Raw genomic sequence first — 21,102 nt, 5'->3', positions numbered from 1 at the left:
TTGCGTTCCTTCAGTGTGCTTAAACAACTTGTATTTAAGCATATGGAAAAAATTTCGTTGAGGAGTAGTGCTTCGGGGAAATCCTATTTTACCGTATAGTCTTTTATCAACCTCGCTCGGGCATTTTGACGCCTTCTATTGGACAGGCAATATTTATAGAATAAAAAAAAGACTAGCTGCAGCTAGCCTAATTTTCATCTATAATGTCGACAATGACCATGTCGGTTCCTATCTTTTTAATCTGTCGCCAAGGTACTCTCAATTCTCCTCCTTGTCGTTTCATCCCGAACCATTTTACCGAGGGGATGACTAATGCTTTTATCTCGCCAGTCCGTTCATCTATTTCTAGATCCGTTTGTCCAAGTACCCCTAGTCTTTCTGCCTTTTTTACATCGACTATTTCTTTTCCACCTAATTCACTTAACCTCAAAGCCTCTCCTCCAATCTTTGTCTTACTATATATGTATCAGTTTCAATCGTAGTTTAGAATCGTAAGTCTCATATTAAAGGTTGGTGATTATACTAATGACTGGCTTTAAAGGGTAGTTGCCTTTTTATTAGATAAATTAACGTAGAAAGAACAAAAACAGCCTGCTCTAAAATAACAGGCTGTTCTTTATTTACTTATAATAATCCTTTTGGTAGTTCTCCATCGGGACTGATAAGTGAAACGGAGTATTCATCTGTAAAGATGTTGTTAGCCAATCCATTTACACTTTCAATTGTCACTTGGTCAATTTGCTCTACGATTTCATCAAGTGAACGATGGCGACTTAAGAGTAGTTCATTTTTGCCGTTTCGGCTCATACGGCTGTTTGTGCTTTCAAGGCTCAGCATTAGGCTACCCTTTAGCTGCTCCTTGCTATTGTTTAGTTCTTTTTCGGTGATTCCTTCTTGACGAAGCTTAGCAAGGGTTTCCTGAACGGTTTCAAATAAAACATCCAGCTGCTTCGCTCCCGTTCCACCATAAATCGTCACCACGCCAGAATCTCTGAAGGCAGAATGATAGGAAAAAACAGAGTAAGCAAGCCCTCGCTGCTCTCTTACCTCTTGGAACAGACGGCTACTCATGCTTCCGCCTAGAACATTGTTTAAGGTAATTAAGCTATAGACATCCTCATGACCAATTTGTAAGCCTTCAAATCCGATACATAGATGTGCCTGCTCAGTTTCTTTTTTACGAGCGACATGCTTAGCGTGGAAAGATGGCTTATGATACTCAATTTCTTTCTTTCCTGCTTCATACGAGCCAAACAGCTTTTCGACTTCTGAAATAAAGGTTTCTGGCACATTTCCAGCAATCGAGATGACGACATTCTCAGGAGTGTATGTATCAAACATATATTGATTTAATGTATCACCTGTGAATGTTTTTAAGGTATCCTCTGTCCCAAGAATTGGGTAACCGAGAGAATGTTCATTGTAAATCGCCTTACTTAAAAGATCATGAACAATATCATCAGGTGTATCTTCATACATCTTAATTTCCTCATACACAACATTCTTTTCTTTATCCAGTTCTCCTGCCTCAAAAGTAGAATTAAAGAACATATCGGATAAAACCTCAAGCGCATACTCGGAGTGTGTGTCTAGCACCTTTGCATAGTAGCATGTGTATTCTTTTGAAGTAAACGCATTTACCTGTCCGCCAATGCTATCGAAGGATTCAGCAATTTCTCTAGCAGATCTTGTTTTCGTGCCCTTAAAAAACATGTGCTCTAGGAAATGGGAGATCCCATTGTTTTCAGGTATTTCATTTCGAGATCCTGTCCCAATCCAGACACCAATGGCCACTGAACGCACAGTGGGAATTTGTTCAAGTACAATCCGCACGCCATTTTGGCATGTATATTTTTTTATCAAAAAGACCCCTCCTTTGGAAATAGCTAAAAACTACTCCTGCAATACCTTAGTATATTTCATTTTAGTTACTTTTTCCAAAATGAAGGCTTTTTTTTCATCTTTTGGACTTTTATTTTTTAAAACTTTAAGAATAATGAACTTAAGACTCCTCCTTCAAACCGTCCTTGTTCATAATTCTATCTTCACTGAAGAGTTTGGTAACTGTACCAATCTCTAAATTCTGTGCTTTAATCTGAGTAATTAATCGGTCCAACGATTTGGCAGTTGAATCGGTTGGATGCATTAAGATGAGTGCTCCATTATGGATTTTCCCCATTACCCTTTGAATCAAAACATCCGGAGAAGGCTTTTGCCAATCAATTGTATCTAGGCTCCACATAACGGTGCCGAGTCCATAAACGGAAGCGACCTTAGCAACCTCTTCCTTATAGCTCCCACTAGGAGGTGCAAACCACCGAGGCTTTTCTCCCGTAGTTGCCTCAATGACCTCATTCGTTCTTTTGACTTCATCGTGAATTCTTGACGTTGATAGGCTTCTCATATCCGGATGAGTAAACGAATGGTTTCCTACCTCATGTCCAGCTTCCACAATCATTTTCGCCAACTCAGGGTGATTTTTTACCCATCTTCCTTCAAGAAAGAACGTCGCTGTCACATGATGCTTTTTTAACGTTTCCAGCATATCGGACAAATATTCATTTCCCCAAGCGACATTAATGATAAAACTGACCATTGGTTTTTCTGGGTTTCCCTTATAAATAGCAGCGGGAGGAAGTTCAGATAAGTGTACTTGAGGATAGACTTCTTCGTACACCAATAGTTTCTCTGTGAATCTTCCCTCTTTCTTCATCTTTTTATACGATTTTTCAATATTGACCTTAACTCCGTTATAACCAGGAATGGCTTTCCAAACCGGATCGATTTTTGCGTCGGAGGGCTCTTTCTCATACTTTTTCGCTTTCTCTACTATTTCCATATAAAGAGGATCCTCATTCATCGATACCGTAATGGTTTCCGCTTTTAAATATGATAAGTAATGATCTGAAAAAGGATTGCTCACCAGTAGCCACGCACCGATTAAAATCGCGACCAAATAAGAAAACTTCTTCATTCCCCATACCTCCTTCATGAACCGGGAGATAGCCCTGTCCTGATTCCCTATAAAATAGAGTATGTTTAGCAAGGACAAGGTAGAACGAAGGAAAGGATTACTCTCCTTAGAAATGAAAAAAAACCAGGGTTAGCCCCGGGTTTTTTGATTATATTTATTCACTTTGTTCAGCTTTTTCACGTTGTTCTTTCAAAACGGCTTTGCGGCTAAGATTCACACGACCCTGGCGATCAATTTCAGTTACTTTGACTAAAATTTCATCTCCAATTTTAACAACGTCTTCTACCTTGCCGACACGTTCTTCTGCAAGCTCAGATATATGAACAAGTCCATCTTTTCCATTGAAAATTTCAACAAAGGCCCCGAACTTTTCAATGCGCTTTACTTTCCCTAGATACATCTGTCCTACTACTACTTCACGAACGATATCCTCGATGATTTGTTTTGCTTTTAGATTCATCTCTTGTTCCGTAGAAGCAATAAAGACAGTACCATCTTGTTCAATGTCAATCTTAACACCTGTTTCTTCAATGATTTTATTGATTTGTTTTCCACTTGGTCCAATAACATCACGAATCTTATCAGGATTAATTTTCATTGTTAAAATCTTAGGCGCATAAGCGGATAGCTGTTCACGTGGCTCAGCAAGGGTCGCTAACATGCTCTCAAGAATCTGAATACGTCCCTTCTTCGCTTGCTGAAGAGCTTCTTCTAATATCTCACGAGATAAACCATCAATTTTGATATCCATTTGAAGTGCCGTTACACCTTTAGCTGTTCCAGCTACTTTAAAGTCCATATCGCCTAAATGATCTTCCATACCTTGAATATCAGTTAGAATTGTGTAGTGTTCTCCAGATTTAACAAGTCCCATTGCAATCCCTGCTACCGGTGCTTTAAGTGGTACGCCTGCATCCATCATGGCTAATGTACTTGCACAAATGCTAGCTTGTGAAGTTGAACCATTGGATTCAAGTACCTCTGAAACAAGGCGGATTGTGTAAGGGAAATCTTTCTCAGAAGGAATAACCACTTCAAGAGCACGTTCTCCTAAAGCACCATGACCAATTTCTCTTCGACCTGGTCCACGGATAGGACCCGTTTCACCTACACTGAATAATGGAAAGTTATAGTGGTGCATGAAGCGTTTTTCTTCTTCAAGCCCAAGTCCGTCCAAAATTTGAACATCGCCCATGGCCCCAAGTGTACAAATACTTAATGCTTGAGTTTGTCCTCTAGTAAACAATCCTGAACCGTGTGTACGAGGTAAGATCCCTACTTCTGAAGACAGTGGACGAATTTCGTCAACACCGCGTCCGTCTGGACGAACTTTTTCTTCGGTAATCAAACGACGAACTTCACCCTTCACAATTTTATCAAGGATTTGTTTGACTTGTTTTAGCTTGTCTTCATCTGTTTCGTCTTCTTCATATTTTGCAACCACTGCGTTTTTAACTTCTTTTATCGCTGCTTCACGAGCATGCTTTTCTTGCACTTGAATGGCTTTAAGCATGTCGCTTTCGCATAATCCGCGGACTTCCGCTTCAATATCCTTATCAAGTTCAAAGAGTTTGACTTCCATTTTTTCTTTGCCAATTTTAGCGGCAATCTCTTCTTGGAATGCAATTAAACGCTTGATTTCGTCATGACCAAACATAATAGCTTCGAGCATGACTTCTTCTGATACCTCATCTGCTCCAGCTTCTACCATGTTGATCGCATCTTTTGTTCCCGCAACCGTTAAATGCATGTCGCTCTTTTCAGCTTCTTCAATTGTTGGATTGATGACGAACTTCCCATCAATACGACCAACAATGACTCCAGCAATTGGACCTTGGAATGGAATATCTGAAACACTTAGTGCTAAAGATGATCCAAGCATGGCCGCCATTTCAGATGGACAGTTTTGGTCCACACTCATGACGATAGAAATAACTTGTACATCATTTCTAAAGCCATCTGCAAATAATGGACGAATTGGTCGATCAATTAAACGGCTAGCTAAAATTGCTTTTTCACTTGGACGACCTTCTCTTTTGATAAAACCACCAGGGATTTTTCCAACCGCGTATAGTCGCTCCTCATAGTTTACTGTTAACGGAAAGAAATCTAAGTTCTTAGGTTCCTTTGACGCTGTAGCAGTACTTAATACCGCTGTGTCTCCGTAACGTACTAGGACTGCGCCATTAGCCTGCTTAGCCAACTGACCGATTTCAACACTCAGTTCACGACCGGCCCAGTCCATTGAAAATATCTGTTTTTCCTGATCCATTCATTAAGCCCCTCTCTTACTGAATCCGTTTGCAGCATCCTTACACTCTTTCCTTGCTGCAATGTACATTCAATGTATAGTGACAGCGACTTGAATCGCTGTACATTTTCAAAATCTTACTGAAAGTAAATTTCTTCAGTCTAGGTTTAGGCCTGTCCTGAAGACTTGCTCCGTTATTATTATGTACAGAAAAAACAAACTCTAAAATGAACAAGGATATGTTATTAATTTTATACCCAAACCTTTTATTTACACAATAAAAAAGCGGGAAAAATCCCGCTTTTTACAAATTATCGACGTAAACCAAGTTTGTTGATTAAGTCACGGTAACGTGTAACATCTTTATTACGAAGGTACGTTAAAAGGTTACGACGCTTACCTACCATTTTTAAAAGGCCACGACGAGAGTGGTGATCCTTCTTGTGAGTACGTAAATGATCATTCAATGCATTAATTTCTGCAGTCAGGACAGCGATTTGAACTTCTGGAGAACCAGTATCGTTTTCGTGTGTCTTGAACTCATTGATTAGTTCATTTTTACGTTCTTTTGTGATTGCCATCCGATTCACCTCCTACTTAATATCCCCTGTTACCGAGCAAGCGTCGGTGACTCGACTTGCCAAGCAAAGGTTCTTTTCTTTTTGGTACGTTTATAAGAATACAACTTTTTAAGTTAAAAAGCAAGTCTATGCGTAGTGTTTTTCAAAGTATTCAAGTGCACTCTGTTTATCTTGATCAATTTGAGCGACTAATGCATCAATTCCAGGGAACTTTTGCTCTTCACGGATCTTTTTATGCCACTCAACAATCGCGACTTTCCCATAAACATCTTGATTAAAATCAAAAATATGAACCTCTACGGTTGGTTTAGGGGCCTGTTCAGAGTGAAAAGTAGGCTTATATCCTACATTACAGACACCTTGATGCCAGCTGCCAGCTACATGGATTTGAACTGCATACACACCTGTTGATGGGAGAATGTATTCCTCTGAAACATCAACATTTGCAGTGGGAAAGCCGATGGTTCTGCCTCGCTTTTCTCCATGCGCAACAATCCCGCTTGTTGTATAGTGTCTACCTAGAAGCATTGGAATGGCATCCATCTTCCCCTCGCGTAGCTGCGTTCGAATTAACGTTGAACTAACCTTTTCACCTTCCACTGAGAGTTTGGGAACTACTGTATAGCCAAACAGTCCTCTTGAATGGAACTGTATGGTTTCCATCGTCCCTTTACCCATTTTCCCATATGTATAATCAAAGCCTGCCACTACGTGCTTAACATTCAATTGAATGATATAGTCGTCAATGAATTCCTGGGGCAATAAATTGGCAAATTGCGGAGTAAAGTGGATGATGTATAAACAATCCACCCCAAGCTTCTCAATTACGCGAATTTTTTCTTCGATGGGCGTGATGTATTCAACATGTTGAACGCTTCTGCCTAAGACAACAGAAGGATGTGGATCAAAGGTCATGACTGCGCTTTTCATTCCTTTGTCTGTTGCAGTCTTCATTGCTTCCTTAATGACTTTTTGGTGACCGAGATGGACACCATCAAAATATCCAAGAGCCATAACCTGAGGAGAAAACTCTTCTTTTTTATAGGAATGAGGGTGGTTCAATTTAATTACTTCCACTTCATACTCACCTTTTCTGACTAAGCCTATGTATCATAATTGATCATTTCTAAGCACTTTATCGGGCTTAAGTAATCCTGGTTTCCTTGGATGCTTTCGATAAATCGCTAACACCTTCCCATCGGTTTGGCTAACAGCTATCGGACCATCCTCTTGTAACAGATGTGGTGGAATATCCAGTAAAGCACCATTTTTCACTTTCTCTGCTACTGTATCATTTATTTTAAAATTCGGCAAATGAGAAATTCCGTCCTCAAGTGGCTTTAGCACCTTCTCAACCTCGCCCTTTTCTGCAAGCTCCTCGACTTGCTCTAATGTATAGCAATCTTCAAGCGTCATAGTTGCAGACTGTATCCGCTGCAGGTAAGACATATGTGCTGGATATCCAAGAGCCTCTCCAATCATGACCGCAAGAGTTCTGACATAAGTCCCTTTGCCACAGCTTACTCTAAATCTGAAGGAAACATTTTTCCCCGAAAATGTTTCACGGTCGTCAAGCAATTCAATCTTGTATATTTGAACGATTCTCGATGGTCGTTCGACTTCAATTCCTTGTCGGGCATATTCGTAAAGTCTTTTCCCATTGACCTTGACTGCAGAGTACATGGGAGGAGTCTGCTCAATTTCACCTGTTAAATTCTGTAACACCTCTAGAATTTCAGCCCTGGTAAAAACCTTCTCTACTTCTTTAGTTTCCACAGTATCCCCCGAAGCATCTTCGGTGGTTGTGGAAAACCCTATCGTCACTTCCCCTTCGTACGCCTTCCCTGCGTCGGTGATGTACTCGGCAACTTTTGTCGCCCTTCCCAAACATATCGGCAATACTCCAGTTACATCAGGGTCAAGGGTTCCTGTATGTCCAATTCGCTTCATCTTTAAAATCTTTCGTAAACGAAAGACACAATCATGCGATGTCATTCCTGCTGGTTTAAATAAAGGTAAAATTCCTTCCATGTTTCCTCCTAACTAGAAAAGCGTAAGCGCCCTGGTCAGCGGCGTATGGCCTGGAGCCCTCCAACCGAGATAAGGTTTTTCTTAGGGCTTCAGCCCTTAGAAAAATCATTCGGGTTCTTACGGGCAGTTTTAGAAGCTACCGCCCGTTAGAACGCGGAAAAGGAAACACGAAGAGCGTTAGCCCCTTCGTGCTTGACTCAATCGTAGGGCGGAGAGCGAAGGACACTAGCCGCTAGGGCACTGGAGCTAGACATTTCTCTAAATTAAAACTTTTATATTTACTTATCTTTTTTAGAAAAGCGTAAGCGCCTTAAAAGGCGAACTATCGAAAAAAAGGATAGACATGATGTCTATCCATTTTTTCTTTATCTTAATTTTCTCGTTCTTTTTCATCATCATTATTATGAACCTGGTGTAGAAGTGTATCAATTCGGTTGCCGTACTCTAAGGACGGGTCAAATTCAAAACTAATTTCTGGCGTCTTGCGAAGACGTATCCGTTGTCCGATTTCGGTACGAATAAATCCCTTCGCTTTGGCTAACGCCTTTAATGTGTTTTCTTTCTGTTCTTCGTCACCTAGAACCGAGATAAATACTTTTGCTTGCTGAAGATCACCTGTTACCTCGACATCCGTCACCGTTACAAAACCAATGCGGGGATCTTTGATTTTTCGGCCGATAATATCACCAAGTTCTTTCTTCATCTGCTCTCCAACACGATTTACCCTATGGGCCATGTTCGATCACCTCAGTCAAATTAAAGCCATTCAATATCTGTAATGGTTCGTTCTATTTCAGGAAACGAATCAATCATTTGAAGGGCATTTTGTAGTTCCCTTTCAGTTGACTGCCGAGCGGAAGAAACCGTCACAATGGCGATTTTTGTCCGCTGCCAGACATCCTGGAAATCCACTTCCGATACCGAAACATTATACTTCTGTTTCAGTCTTGTTAGAATCCGTTGTAAGACCGCTCTTTTATCCTTTAAGGAGTGAGCATCATAAATGATGCATTCACATGAAGCGAATCCTACAATCATTAACGTTCCACTTCTTCCATGATATATGCTTCGATGACGTCGCCTTCCTTCACGTCATTGAAGTTTTTAATGGTGATTCCGCACTCGTAACCTTGAGCTACTTCTTTTGCATCATCTTTGAAACGTCTTAGCGCATCCACTTCACCCTCAAAGATAACAATGCCATCACGGATTAAACGGACGCCACTATCACGGGTAATCTTTCCATCAGTAACATATGAACCTGCAATTGTACCAACTTTAGATACTTTGAAAGTCTGACGTACTTCAGCTTGACCAATTGTCTTCTCTTGATAAACAGGATCAAGCATTCCTTTCATTGCAGATTCAATTTCTTCAATTACCTTATAGATAATGCGGTGTAAACGAATATCGACTTCTTCTGATTCCGCAGCACGTTTCGCATTATTATCAGGGCGTACATTAAACCCAATTACAATCGCATTTGAAGCCGCTGCTAACGTGATATCGGATTCGTTAATAGCACCAACGCCTGTATGGATAATTCGGACATTGATTCCTTCTACGTCTAATTTCTGTAATGCTGCTGCAACAGCTTCTACTGAACCTTGTACATCAGCCTTTACAATTAGGTTTAAATCCTTCATTTCGCCTTGCTTCATATGTTCGAACAAATTGTCTAGGCTAATCTTTTGCTTTTCAGATCTTTGTGCTTGTAATGCATGAGTGGCACGAGCTTCTCCAACTTGACGAGCTGTTTTTTCATCTTCGAAGACAACAAAACGGTCACCAGCTTGAGGCACGTCGTTAAGACCTGTAATTTCAACAGGAGTAGAAGGTCCTACTTCCTTAACACGGCGACCAAGATCGTTCACCATCGCGCGGACACGTCCATAAGTGTTGCCGACTACGATTGGATCGCCGACTTTAAGAGTACCATTTTGGACAAGCAATGTCGCAACTGATCCACGACCTTTATCTAATTGAGCCTCAATTACTGTTCCAATAGCAGTGCGATTTGGGTTCGCCTTATATTCTTCAACTTCACTAACTAGGAGAATCATTTCAAGAAGGTTATCAATTCCTTCTCCTTTAAGAGCTGAAATTGGAACAAAGATGGTTTCTCCACCCCATGCCTCAGGAATAAGTCCATGCTCAGTTAATTCCTGCATTACACGATCTGGGTTTGCTGCTTCTTTATCCATCTTATTCACCGCAACGATGATTGGCACATTAGCGGCTTTCGCATGGTTAATAGCTTCCACAGTTTGTGGCATTACTCCGTCATCGGCTGCAACAACAAGAATCGTGATATCAGTGATTTTTGCACCACGAGCACGCATTGTGGTGAAGGCAGCATGACCTGGTGTATCTAAAAATGTAATCTTCTTCCCATTCTCTTCAACCTGATAGGCACCGATGTGCTGGGTAATCCCCCCGGCTTCACCTGCAGTCACCTTTGTATGACGGATAGAGTCAAGCGTAGTTGTTTTCCCATGGTCAACGTGTCCCATGATGGTCACAACTGGTGGGCGTTCTTGAAGAAGATCTTCTGTGTCCTCGGTGAAGTAAACTTCTAGGTCAGTTGTATCAACAAGAATTTCCTCTTCAACCTCAACCCCATAATCAGTACAGATTAGCTCAATTGCATCTTTATCCAAATCCTGGTTAATCGTTGCCATTACACCAAGCATAAATAACTTTTTGATGATCTCAGATGGTTCACGGTGTAACTTTTTAGCAAGCTCACCAACCGTTAATGATTCGCTAAAAGTAATCTTTGCTGGAAGTACTTTTTCTTTTTTATCTTGCGGTTGAGGAGTATGTGTCTGATTTTGTTTCCCACGATTGTTGTTTTGTTTTGATTTATTATTGTTGTTGCGTTTATTTCCTTGACCTTGACCTCCTGGTCTTTGTTGACCCTGACCTCCTGGTCTCTTTTGACCACCTTGACCTGATGGTCTTTGTTGGCCTTGACCTGATGGTCTTTGTTGACCTTGACCTGATGGTCTTTGTTGACCTTGGCCTGATGGTCTTTGTTGACCTTGACCTGATGGTCTTTGTTGACCTTGGCCTGATGGTCTTTGTTGACCTTGACCTGATGGTTTTTGATTTTGTTGTTGATTTGACTGCTGTGACTGTGGCTGCTTATCAATAGTTTTATTATAAATGGCGTCTAATCTCCTCACCGTATCTGTTTCAATTGCCGTCATATGGTTTGAAACTTCTATGTTCATTTCTTTTAATTTTGTAATAACATCTTTACTCGATACATTATGCTTTTTTGCATATTCGTACACGCGTGTTTTACTCATATTTTCACCCCCGCTAGAATTAATCGAGCAACGTCAACAGTTTCTTTGCAAACCCATCATCCAGTAGGGCAACAACCACACGGGCTTCTTTCCCAATTGCCTGGCCGAGCTTATACCGATCCTCTACCAGTTTATATGGCACATGATAGGAATTACATTTATCTGTTATTTTTTTTTGAGTATTGAAAGATGCATCCTTAGACAATAATACTAGCTTTGCCTTACCGTTTCGGATTTCTTTAACGGTTAGCTCTTCCCCAGAAATAATTTTACGCGCTCGATTGGCTAAGCCAAGCAATGACATCCACTGATCCTTCATCAGATTGGTCGTTTCTCCTTTTCTATAAGGTCAAGAAGCTCATCATAAAGTGACTCGTCTATGTTCGCTTCCAACTGTTTAGAGAGAATGTTTCGTTTCTTTGCAAGCAAGACAGTATCCTTATCCTTTGTGAGGTAAGCGCCCCTGCCAGATTTCTTTCCAGTCGGGTCAATGGATACTTCTCCCTCTTTTGAGCGAACAATCCGGATGAGTTCTTTTTTCGGTCTCATTTCACCGGTTGCGACACATTTTCGCATCGGAATTTTTTTACGGCTGTTCACGCTCATCCACCTCTTCCCTTAATCTAACTCTTCGTCTGAATAGTCTTCCTCATATCCTTCTAAAAGCGCACCGTCTTCACGAGGATAGATTCCAGCTTCACGAGCGTCTGTTTCTGACTTGATATCGATTTTCCAACCTGTCAGTTTAGCAGCAAGTCTAGCATTCTGTCCTCTTTTACCAATTGCAAGCGAAAGCTGATAATCTGGAACAACCACCGTTGTCGCTTTATCTGCTTCATTTACAATCACATCGAGAACCTTTGAAGGGCTCAAAGCATTGGCTACAAAAATGACTGGATCCTCTGACCATTTCACAATGTCAATCTTTTCGCCTTTTAGCTCATTCACAACTGCCTGTACTCTTGTCCCCTTAGGACCGACACAAGACCCAACAGGATCTACCTCTGGGTTATCAGAATGAACAGATATTTTTGACCTGTCACCCGCTTCACGGGCAACGGATTTGATTTCAACCGTGCCATCGTAAATTTCCGGAACCTCAATTTCAAACAGTCTTTTTAAAAGTCCTGGATGAGTTCTAGAAACAAAAATTTGTGGGCCTTTTGTTGTTTTTTCTACTTTAGTAAGAAAAACTTTAATTCGGTCGTGTGGCTTATATTGTTCATTCGGCATTTGCTCGTTCACTGGTAAAATCGCTTCAATTTTACCTAGACTTACATAAATGAACTTGGCATCGAGTCTTTGAACAATCCCTGTCATAATATCTTCTTCACGGTCAATGAATTCAGAGTAGATAATTCCTCTCTCTGCTTCACGAACTCGCTGAGTAACCACTTGCTTCGCTGTTTGAGCAGCAATTCGACCAAAATCCTTCGGTGTTACTTCCAATTCTACAACATCTTCCACTGCGTAGTTAGGGTTGATTTGTTGTGCTTCTTCAATGGAAATTTCAAGACGGGGGTCAAATACTTCCTCGACAACTTCTTTTCTAGCAAATACACGCATTGAGCCGTTTTCGAGGTTCAAATCAATACGTACATTCTGAGCCTGATTAAAATTACGACGGTATGCTGAGACTAATGCAGCTTCAATCGCATCAATCAATACATCTCTGGATATGCCTTTTTCTTTTTCGAGCACAATCAGAGCATCCAATAATTCACTGCTCATGAGATTCATATCCCCCTTTGGATTCTTACAATTATATTTTTCATAAGGCTGTTCATTCATGCCAAAATTTGTTTCACTTTATCAGAATGTGACCGCCAAACGAGCACTGGCAATTTTATCAAATGGCACAAGGACTTCTTTCTTTCTTGTTTTAATCTTTACTTCAATTGTTACCGTTTCACCATCAAATGCTTTTAAAATGCCTTCAAATGTTTTCTCATCATCAATAGGCTCATATGTTTTAATAAACACATTTTTCCCAATCGCCTTTTGGTAATCTTTTTCTTTCTTTAGTGGACGCTCTGCCCCAGGTGATGATACCTCAAGGAAGTAGTTATGTGGGATTGGATCAAGTTCATCAAGCTTCTCACTTAGACGTTCGCTGACTAGTCCGCATTCTTCAATATCAACGCCACTATCTTTGTCTATGTAAATTCGTAGAAACCAGTTCTTTCCTTCTTTTACATACTCTATATCCACTAATTCAAGGTCTAGATTCGATAATATAGGTGTCAAAAGATCCTCGACAACTTCTGTCACTTTGCTCATCTTTTATCCCTCCTTTATGGAATGGGCTCTTCCCGTTCTTTTGTCATTACATCCCGAAAAGGGCATACAAACAAGAAAGAGCGGGTTTCCCCACTCTTATCTGCCAGAGTTATCCTTAGTATTTCCAATAAAAATATAACATAACCAGATTTTTAATGCAAACAGATTAGGCGCCGCGAACGCTTGAGTTCCCTTGATTTTACTCTATTAACGGTAAGCTACTCCCCTTTTCCCCACAAAGACATGGAAATAACAACCTAAAGAAAAGGGTGCCTCAGAAGGAAGTTGCACACCCCCTCTAAGACACCTTTTTCCAAACCAATTTAAAACAATGAAAGCTGATTTTGATCAGGAAGTGCTTCCAGACAGCCATGATTGTCAAGGAATTCAATAATTGTTTTTGAAACTTTACCACGTTGCTGAAGATCCTCTTTCGAAAGGAACTCTCTTGCTTCCCGTGCTTTAACAATGTTGATTGCGGCGTTTGTTCCCAAACCAGGTATTGCATTAAAAGGTGGGATAAGTGAGTCGCCATCAATAATAAAATCAGTAGCACTTGAACGATAGAGATCTACCTTTTTAAAGGTGTACCCTCGCTCACACATCTCTAATGCTAACTCCATAACGGTCATCAAGTTCTTTTCCTTCGTAGAGGCATCTAGGCCCTTGGCATTGATTTCTTCAACCTTCGCTCTGATGCTGTGAGAACCACGAACCATCGCATCAACGTCAAAGTCTTCCGCTCTAACCGTAAAATACGCTGCATAATATAAAAGCGGGTGATGCACTTTGAAATACGCAATTCTGACAGCCATTAACACATACGCAGCCGCGTGCGCCTTCGGGAACATATATTTGATCTTTTTACAAGAATCAATATACCATTCTGGTACTTTGTTTTTACGCATTTCTTCTTCCATCTCATCTGAAAGACCTTTCCCTTTACGTACCGATTCCATAATCTTAAAAGCAAAGGATGGTTCAAGCCCTTGGTAGATGAGGTAAACCATGATATCGTCACGACAACCAATTACTTCACTTAACGTACAAACATTGTTGTGGATTAACTCCTGAGCATTTCCTAGCCATACATCCGTACCATGTGAGAGTCCAGAAATCTGTACAAGCTCAGAGAAGGTTGTTGGCTTGGTATCTTCAAGCATCTGACGTACGAATCTTGTCCCAAACTCAGGAATCCCGAATGTTCCTGTTTTACACATAATTTGCTCTTCTGTGACACCAAGAGATTGCGTGTTACTGAAAATTTTCATTACCTCAGGGTCATCCGTCGGAATCGTTTTCGGGTCAATTCCACTTAAGTCTTGGAGCATCCTGATCACCGTCGGATCATCGTGCCCGAGAATATCAAGTTTTAAGACATTATCATGAATTGAATGGAAGTCAAAGTGGGTTGTTCGCCATTCAGACGTAAGGGAGTCCGCTGGGAACTGAATTGGTGAGAAATCATATACATCCATATAATCTGGAATAACGATAATTCCCCCTGGGTGCTGCCCTGTTGTTCGTTTAACGCCCGTACAACCAGCTACAAGCCTGTCTGTTTCCGCTCCACGCATATGCAAGTTATTATCATTTTGATAGCCTCGAACATAGCCATAAGCCGTCTTTTCCGCAACGGTTCCAATTGTACCCGCGCGATACACATTGTCTTCACCAAACAAGACTTTGGTATAGTCATGGGCACGTGGCTGGTATTCCCCGGAGAAGTATGGCAATAGGTAAGCCTTTGATGTTATCTCTAGCTTTTCCCCTGCCCCACACCGTACGTGACCCTTTCGGTGTCATACGGCGCTCCATCGTCTTTATATTTACGATAATTTAAATCACCAACGCTTGGAATCCTACAACCTTGCGTAGTGTATTGAGTTTCTTTAATGCTTTGGCGTCTAATGTATGGACATGATGTGATTTAATAGGGTCTTTCATCGGATACTTTGTATGGATAAGCATATGAAAGTCTTTCTTTATAATGACTAAATTGTCGTACTCATCGGTACCGCCCATCTTTGTAGGCTGGATATGGTGACATATACAATTGATTGGCATTAGCCGTTCGCCTGTAATGTAGCACCTTCCTTTTTGTGCGACATATTTACTTATCCGATTGTTTTCGTACAAAGTAGATTTAGATGAGTAATTCCCTTTTCTTAAATGTTCAAGTTCTACTGCGGTCACATGTATTAGCTCTTTATGAATTCTTTGGCGGTCTTCTTTGGCGTAAATCGTAAATTCCGGGTCTCTTTGTCCTCGTATTCGATGCCGTACCGATTCAAATGGTAGTACAAGCAATCCATTACTTTTAAATCGTTTGTAATCGAAGTCATTATAGAACTTATCAATTACAGCATTCTTTTCTGTTGTTGGATTAAAAATATTCCGTTTCAACAAAGTTTTAATTTTAAAGTGTATGGTATGCCGTATATCATTAAAATCCGAAGACACCCTCGTGGCAATTTTATAGTAATTATGAATGCCTAAGGTAAACGAGTTGAGGTCAAGAACTTTGTTAGGATTAGGGCTCTTCCGTAGTTGACTTAGTTTATGTTGATAAACCTTCGTCACCTTTTCTTTTGCCTTCGGAGATATTTTTGAATTCACTATATATCCCGTCTTCGCTGTCCCTTTACGCACTGCTCGAAAACGCACGCCGAGAAAATCTGTCCCGTTCTTTCGAAGGTTTGTGATTTTACTCTTTTCAGGGCTCACATCCAAGCCTAACCGTTCTTTCAACCATTTTGTTACAGCAATAAATAGCTTGCGAGCATTTTCATAAGAGTTAGTAAAGATTTTAAAGTCATCAGCATAGCGAACGATATAACAAGGCTTTAATCTTGTTTTTCTCAAGGCATCTGTTCGATTCCTTTTTAGTTTATAGTCCACTCTTGTCGGTTTGGTTTCCCATTGATTCGATATCCACCAATCTAACTCGTTCAGAACGACGTTAGCTAGGAGCGGTGATAAAATCCCGCCTTGTGGAGTCCCTTTTTGAGGTATTCCCTCGCCTTCAATTTCAGCTTTTAACATTTTGCTTATAATGGTAAGAACCTTTTTATCTCTTATTCCAATCGCCCAAAGCTGTTTGCTTAACTTTTTATGATTTACGTTATCAAAGAACCCCTTTATATCCACGTCAACTACATAATGCTGGTGACTATGATTGACCATATGGTAACACCTTGCTAACGCATCATGCGTATTCCGATTTGGTCTGAACCCATAGCTTGATGGATGAAATTTTGCCTCAACGATAGGCTCAAGAATCTGTAGAATCATCTGTTGGATAAGTCTATCTTCTATCGTCGGTATTCCAAGAGGACGTTTATCTCCATTTGGCTTTGGAATCATCACTCGCCTGACCATCTCTGGTTTGTAGTCTAGTAGCTTCCGCCGAACCATTCTAATGAGCTTTTCTTTATTCATCCTGTTTAGATGTTTAATGGTGTGACCGTTTGTACCTTTTGTTTTGCTTCCAGTATTGCTTTTTATATTTCGAAAAGCGAGAAGAATATTTTCTTCTGTGATGATTAAATCGTAGAGCTTGTTAAAATACCTTCCCCTTTTACTTTCAGCGTACAAATGGTCAAATGTTTCTTGAACATTGAAGTATTCGTTATTTCTTAATTTTTGAACCATTAAGTCAGCCAACTAATCACCTCCAAAAAAGGCTTTCGTTTCTATTTAGTCATACAAGAATACTGACCTGTGTAGGATTTGTATCGTAAAAGACGACTTAAGCCCTTCCCTCAGAACTGTTTTTCCCTCGTACCTATTCAGTATATTCGGTCGTCGCAGGCAGTTCCTACAAACGGTACTACGGCTTTACTGCCACTTCGGCAAACCTTCATTATACTCAATCTTGAGCTTTTTGAAGAACGACTTTCAATCGGTGTGTAATCACCTCAAGTCTCCGAAGCTTCCCACGTTCCGTTAACTCTATCTATACATACTTCCGTAGGTTTCCTCTAAACTCCGTCTAGCTTGATAGCTCCTGTAAAGCTATATGGATTTTCATAACCTAACGTTTACTCATCCAAACTAGAAAGTCCTAAATGGACCCCTAAGCATTTCTACTTAGTGACATTCACGAAGAGTCAGTCGAGGATTCGTCCAGATAACTCTATCCATTCTAACCATAGAAGTTTTGTAGACACCCGGCCTATCATTTACAACCTATTAGGTTTTTCCTCACCATATTGTGTTAGGGTAAATTTCAGCCGACTTTAGCGGGCTCCAAACGAGTTCAACTATTTACATTGTCTCCTTCGCTTGCCGCAGATTCAGTGAGTGTGTTTCAAGGCGTTACCCTATCATTCCACACTTTGAGTTAACAGTTCTCCTAGCAAATTTGCTAGTGACCAATCTTTTCAATTGATAACGTGGCGCACTGAGATCGATATCGGGAACCTTATCTCCTTTAAAGCCTAGGAAGGTTTCAAACGGGATATCATGACCATCTTTCGTGTAGCGAATTCCACAGTTTGGACAATCTTTATCCGGGAGGTCGAAACCAGATCCTACCGAACCATCATCAAAGAACTCAGATTTCTTACATTTTGGACAAACATAATGCGGTGGTAAAGGATTGACCTCGGTAATTTCCGTCATTGTTGCGACGAAGGATGATCCTACCGATCCCCGCGAACCAACAAGGTAGCCGTCATTAAGAGATTTTTTAACAAGCTTATGAGAAATAAGATAAATCACGGCAAATCCATTATCGATAATACTCTTTAATTCTTTTTCAAGTCGAGCCTCAACGATTTCCGGGAGTTCTTCCCCATATATACTCCTTGCCATTCCATAACTCATGTTACGCATTTCTTCATCTGCCCCATCAATTTTCGGGGTGTATAGATCATCCTTGATTGGCTTGATGACATCAACCATTTCAGCCACTTTATTTGTGTTGGTGACGACGATTTCTTTTGCCTTTTCTTTTCCAAGGAAAGAAAACTCATCAAGCATTTCATCCGTAGTTCGGAAGTGTACATCAGGGAGGCGGTGACGATTGAGCGGGTTCGCTCCTCCTTGAGAGTTCACTAGAATTTTTCGGTAGATTTTATCATTAGGATTTAAGTAATGGACATTCCCAGTAGCAACTACTGGGAGATTTAGCTTTTCACCAAGTTTAACGATATTGGTAATGATGTTTTCAAGCGATCTCTCATCGCGCACTAGCTCTAGTTCTATCAAATGAGAATAGACCGGCTTAGGCATAACCTCCAAATAGTCATAAAACTGGGCAGCTTCCTCCGCTTCTTCCATTGACTTTTGCATCATTGTTTCAAAAACTTCACCTTTGTCACAAGCAGATCCTACTAAAATTCCTTCTCTGTATTTTTGCAGTACAGATCTTGGAATTCGAGGTACTCTGTAAAAATAGTTCAAATGTGAAATCGACACAAGTTTAAAAAGATTTTTCAATCCAGCTTCGGTTTGAGCTAGAAGCGTAATATGGTGTGGCCGAGCTCGCTTGTAAGCATTCCCTTGACCCATATAGTCATTCATTTGATCATGATACTCAATGCCTTTTTCTGCTGCTTCTTTGAGCATTTTGATTAAGATATAACCCGTCGCTTCCGCATCATATATTGCCCGGTGATGCTGGGTTAACTCAACATCTAATTTTTTGGCTAATGTATTGAGTCGGTGGTTCTTCATATCTGGGAATAAAAGTCTTCCTAATTCTAGCGTATCAATAACTGGGTTTGGTAATTTACCAATGCCAATTTTTTTACAACCGGTATTTAAAAAGCCCATGTCAAAGGATGCGTTATGCGCAACTAGAATGGCATCCCCAATCCATTCGTGGAATTCTCTCAGGACATCATCCACTTCAGGCGCGTTTTCTACCATATCATCAGTTATCCCCGTTAATTCAATAATGGTCGATGAGAGTCTACGATGCGGATTGGCAAAGGACTCAAAACGATCTACGATGTCCCCATTTTGAACTTTTACTGCAGCTAATTCGATAATCGTATCGTAGACTGCCGAAAGACCTGTTGTTTCAACGTCAAAAACAATATAGGTATCATCCGCTAGGAGGCGGTGTGCTGAATTGTAAGCAATTGGGACTCCATCATCCACAAGATTGGCTTCCACACCATAAAGGATTTTTATGTCGTTTTTCTTTCCTGCTCCAAACGCTTCTGGGAAAGATTGAGCAACGGCATGATCGGTAATTGCTATGGCTGAATGCCCCCATTTTGCTGCCTGAGAAACAAGATCACTAACACTGCTGACAGCATCCATTTGGCTCATCGGTGTATGAAGATGGAGCTCTACACGCTTTTCCCCGTCACGAGCCTTATCCTTGCGCAGCTTCGGTCTTATTTCATTGACATCATTACCAATCATTACTAAGTCACGGACAAAGGTGTCATTTTGAACGCTACCTCTAACCTTTAACCACATACCTTTTTTAATTACATTGAAAATCGCGGCGTCTTCTTTGTCACGAGAGAACATTTTTACCATAATGGAACTTGTATAATCTGTGATTTTAAAGGTTAAAAGTGTTCGACCACTACGAAGCTCTTTCGTTTCAGCATGGAATACATAGCCTTCAACTGTTACACGGCGTTCTTCATCCACAATTTCTTCTAAACGACGGAGATCAGCATCATCCTTAATCGTTAGGCCGATTGAAACCGGACCATCAGGCACTCCAGCATCGCCTTGGTCTTTCTCCGCTTCTTTCTTCTGCATTTCAACCATCGCCATAAGTGCACGTTCTTGGTCTTCTTTTTCCTTCGCTTTTCTAAACTCTTCATAGTCATTATTTGCTGAAGAATCTTGATTCACGACTGTATCAATGGTAAGGATTGGAAAGCCATAGGTTTGAAAAATATTAGCAAGGATTCCACTATACTTATTCTTAATCGCCATTCCTTCCGTTTCGTTCCGAACATTTAAAACCACTTTATGTCCCTGAACCTTTGGAAGTTGTTCATTCAGTAGTTTTAGTAACGGCGGAGCCATCCCATCAATTTCCTGAACACAATGTTTCCAATAGTCATGTACCAACTCTTCGGTAACAGATTGGTCAAGCACATTAAACGTACTTGTAACATTGGCGATATGAGAAAAGCTTCTGTCGAGTTGAGTCGTAAACCGGCTCATTAGGCTAGAAGGTATAATACGCTCAAACTGAAAAAAGAAATGCCACTTTTTCTGTTTCTTTTCGACCACCACTCGGTCAATTAATGCATCTCTAAAGTGTTCAACCATCGCATCTTCTGTTAGTTGAAGCTGCTGTAAAAGCACCTGAAAACTTTCTTTCTTTTTAGAGGAAAGATCGGTCATTGTTTCCCTCCTATCTATGAAATAAAATAAAACTACCATCAAAGAATTTCTGCCATGAATGAGTAGTTTGGGTAACTAGGAATCTGTCGAATATTTTTTTAGCAAAGGTAATTATAACATAAAACTCTTACTTGATTGCTTTCGGGGATTAAGAAATGTGTAGGAAATGATTAGAAGTCCTATTAGTGACCTTTTCTCTTTGGGATTCGCTCCACTTAGGGCACCTATCAATCCTATTGATGACCTTTCCCTTTGGGATTCGCTCCACTTAGGGCACCTATCAATCCTATTGATGACCTTTCCCTTTGGGATTCGCTCCACTTAGGGCACCTATCAATCCTA

The 21,102-nt window shown here is 40.6% G+C and carries 16 protein-coding genes and 1 pseudogene; all 17 read right to left on the bottom strand.

The window, feature by feature from the left end; translation table 11 throughout:
• Window positions 1-187 precede the first annotated feature (187 nt).
• The 17 genes and pseudogenes from H0185_RS21075 to H0185_RS20995 all read right to left on the bottom strand — a co-directional run bounded on the left by H0185_RS21075 (window position 188) and on the right by H0185_RS20995 (window position 20,760).
• Complete coding sequence (locus H0185_RS21075) at window positions 188-430, bottom strand: YlmC/YmxH family sporulation protein (protein ID WP_221875473.1); 243 nt, start codon at window positions 428-430, stop codon at window positions 188-190.
• 194 nt (window positions 431-624) lie between these two features.
• The gene (locus H0185_RS21070; RefSeq protein WP_221875472.1) at window positions 625-1,863 is read right to left on the bottom strand and encodes a M16 family metallopeptidase; all 1,239 of its coding nucleotides are present in this window, start codon (window positions 1,861-1,863) and stop codon (window positions 625-627) included.
• A gap of 139 nt (window positions 1,864-2,002) precedes the next feature.
• The gene (locus tag H0185_RS21065; protein ID WP_221875471.1) at window positions 2,003-2,974 is read right to left on the bottom strand and encodes a polysaccharide deacetylase family protein; all 972 of its coding nucleotides are present in this window, start codon (window positions 2,972-2,974) and stop codon (window positions 2,003-2,005) included.
• Between the two features lie 154 nt (window positions 2,975-3,128).
• Window positions 3,129-5,246: a polyribonucleotide nucleotidyltransferase gene (gene pnp, locus H0185_RS21060; RefSeq protein ID WP_221875470.1), complete on the bottom strand. Its 2,118-nt coding sequence runs from the start codon at window positions 5,244-5,246 to the stop codon at window positions 3,129-3,131.
• 290 nt (window positions 5,247-5,536) lie between these two features.
• On the bottom strand, window positions 5,537-5,806 hold the full coding sequence (gene rpsO / locus H0185_RS21055; RefSeq protein ID WP_090742057.1) for a 30S ribosomal protein S15: 270 nt from the start codon (window positions 5,804-5,806) through the stop codon (window positions 5,537-5,539).
• Between the two features lie 126 nt (window positions 5,807-5,932).
• A complete protein-coding gene (gene ribF, locus H0185_RS21050) occupies window positions 5,933-6,883 on the bottom strand; it encodes a bifunctional riboflavin kinase/FAD synthetase (RefSeq protein WP_221875469.1) in 951 nt (316 codons plus the stop codon).
• A gap of 33 nt (window positions 6,884-6,916) precedes the next feature.
• Window positions 6,917-7,837, bottom strand: a complete 921-nt coding sequence (gene truB, locus H0185_RS21045; protein ID WP_221875468.1) for a tRNA pseudouridine(55) synthase TruB — start codon at window positions 7,835-7,837, stop codon at window positions 6,917-6,919.
• Window positions 7,838-8,207: 370 nt separating this feature from the next.
• Window positions 8,208-8,573 (bottom strand): 30S ribosome-binding factor RbfA, encoded by a 366-nt coding sequence (rbfA, locus tag H0185_RS21040; RefSeq protein WP_221875467.1) that lies wholly within the window; start codon window positions 8,571-8,573, stop codon window positions 8,208-8,210.
• A 20-nt stretch (window positions 8,574-8,593) separates the two neighbouring features.
• Window positions 8,594-8,875 (bottom strand): DUF503 domain-containing protein, encoded by a 282-nt coding sequence (locus H0185_RS21035; protein ID WP_221875466.1) that lies wholly within the window; start codon window positions 8,873-8,875, stop codon window positions 8,594-8,596.
• Complete coding sequence (infB, locus tag H0185_RS21030; protein WP_221875465.1) at window positions 8,875-11,151, bottom strand: translation initiation factor IF-2; 2,277 nt, start codon at window positions 11,149-11,151, stop codon at window positions 8,875-8,877. The genes H0185_RS21035 and infB overlap by 1 nt, the downstream gene beginning before the upstream one ends.
• Before the next feature lie 19 nt (window positions 11,152-11,170).
• Window positions 11,171-11,470, bottom strand: a complete 300-nt coding sequence (locus H0185_RS21025; protein WP_425515840.1) for a YlxQ family RNA-binding protein — start codon at window positions 11,468-11,470, stop codon at window positions 11,171-11,173.
• On the bottom strand, window positions 11,470-11,751 hold the full coding sequence (gene rnpM, locus H0185_RS21020) for an RNase P modulator RnpM (protein WP_221875464.1): 282 nt from the start codon (window positions 11,749-11,751) through the stop codon (window positions 11,470-11,472). Before rnpM ends, H0185_RS21025 begins: the two co-directional genes overlap by 1 nt.
• Window positions 11,752-11,769: 18 nt before the next feature.
• Window positions 11,770-12,882, bottom strand: coding sequence for a transcription termination factor NusA (nusA, locus tag H0185_RS21015; RefSeq protein WP_221875463.1), 1,113 nt, complete (start codon window positions 12,880-12,882; stop codon window positions 11,770-11,772).
• Window positions 12,883-12,963: 81 nt separating this feature from the next.
• Window positions 12,964-13,431 (bottom strand): ribosome maturation factor RimP, encoded by a 468-nt coding sequence (gene rimP, locus H0185_RS21010; RefSeq protein ID WP_221875462.1) that lies wholly within the window; start codon window positions 13,429-13,431, stop codon window positions 12,964-12,966.
• Window positions 13,432-13,754: 323 nt separating this feature from the next.
• Window positions 13,755-15,158, bottom strand: a pseudogene (locus tag H0185_RS21005) (PolC-type DNA polymerase III); the annotation flags it as partial.
• Window positions 15,159-15,270: 112 nt separating this feature from the next.
• A complete protein-coding gene (ltrA, locus tag H0185_RS21000; RefSeq protein WP_221875461.1) occupies window positions 15,271-17,097 on the bottom strand; it encodes a group II intron reverse transcriptase/maturase in 1,827 nt (608 codons plus the stop codon).
• A 654-nt stretch (window positions 17,098-17,751) separates the two neighbouring features.
• Entirely contained in the window at window positions 17,752-20,760 is a 3,009-nt protein-coding gene (locus H0185_RS20995; protein ID WP_221875460.1) for a PolC-type DNA polymerase III, read from the bottom strand.
• Window positions 20,761-21,102: the final 342 nt, after the last annotated feature.

The organism is Mesobacillus maritimus (assembly GCF_019749255.1).
Classification (GTDB): Bacteria; Bacillota; Bacilli; order Bacillales; family Cytobacillaceae; genus Mesobacillus_B; species Mesobacillus_B maritimus_A.
The sequence above is the reverse complement of the archived record's forward strand: the minus strand, read 5'-3'. Positions and strand labels throughout refer to the sequence as shown.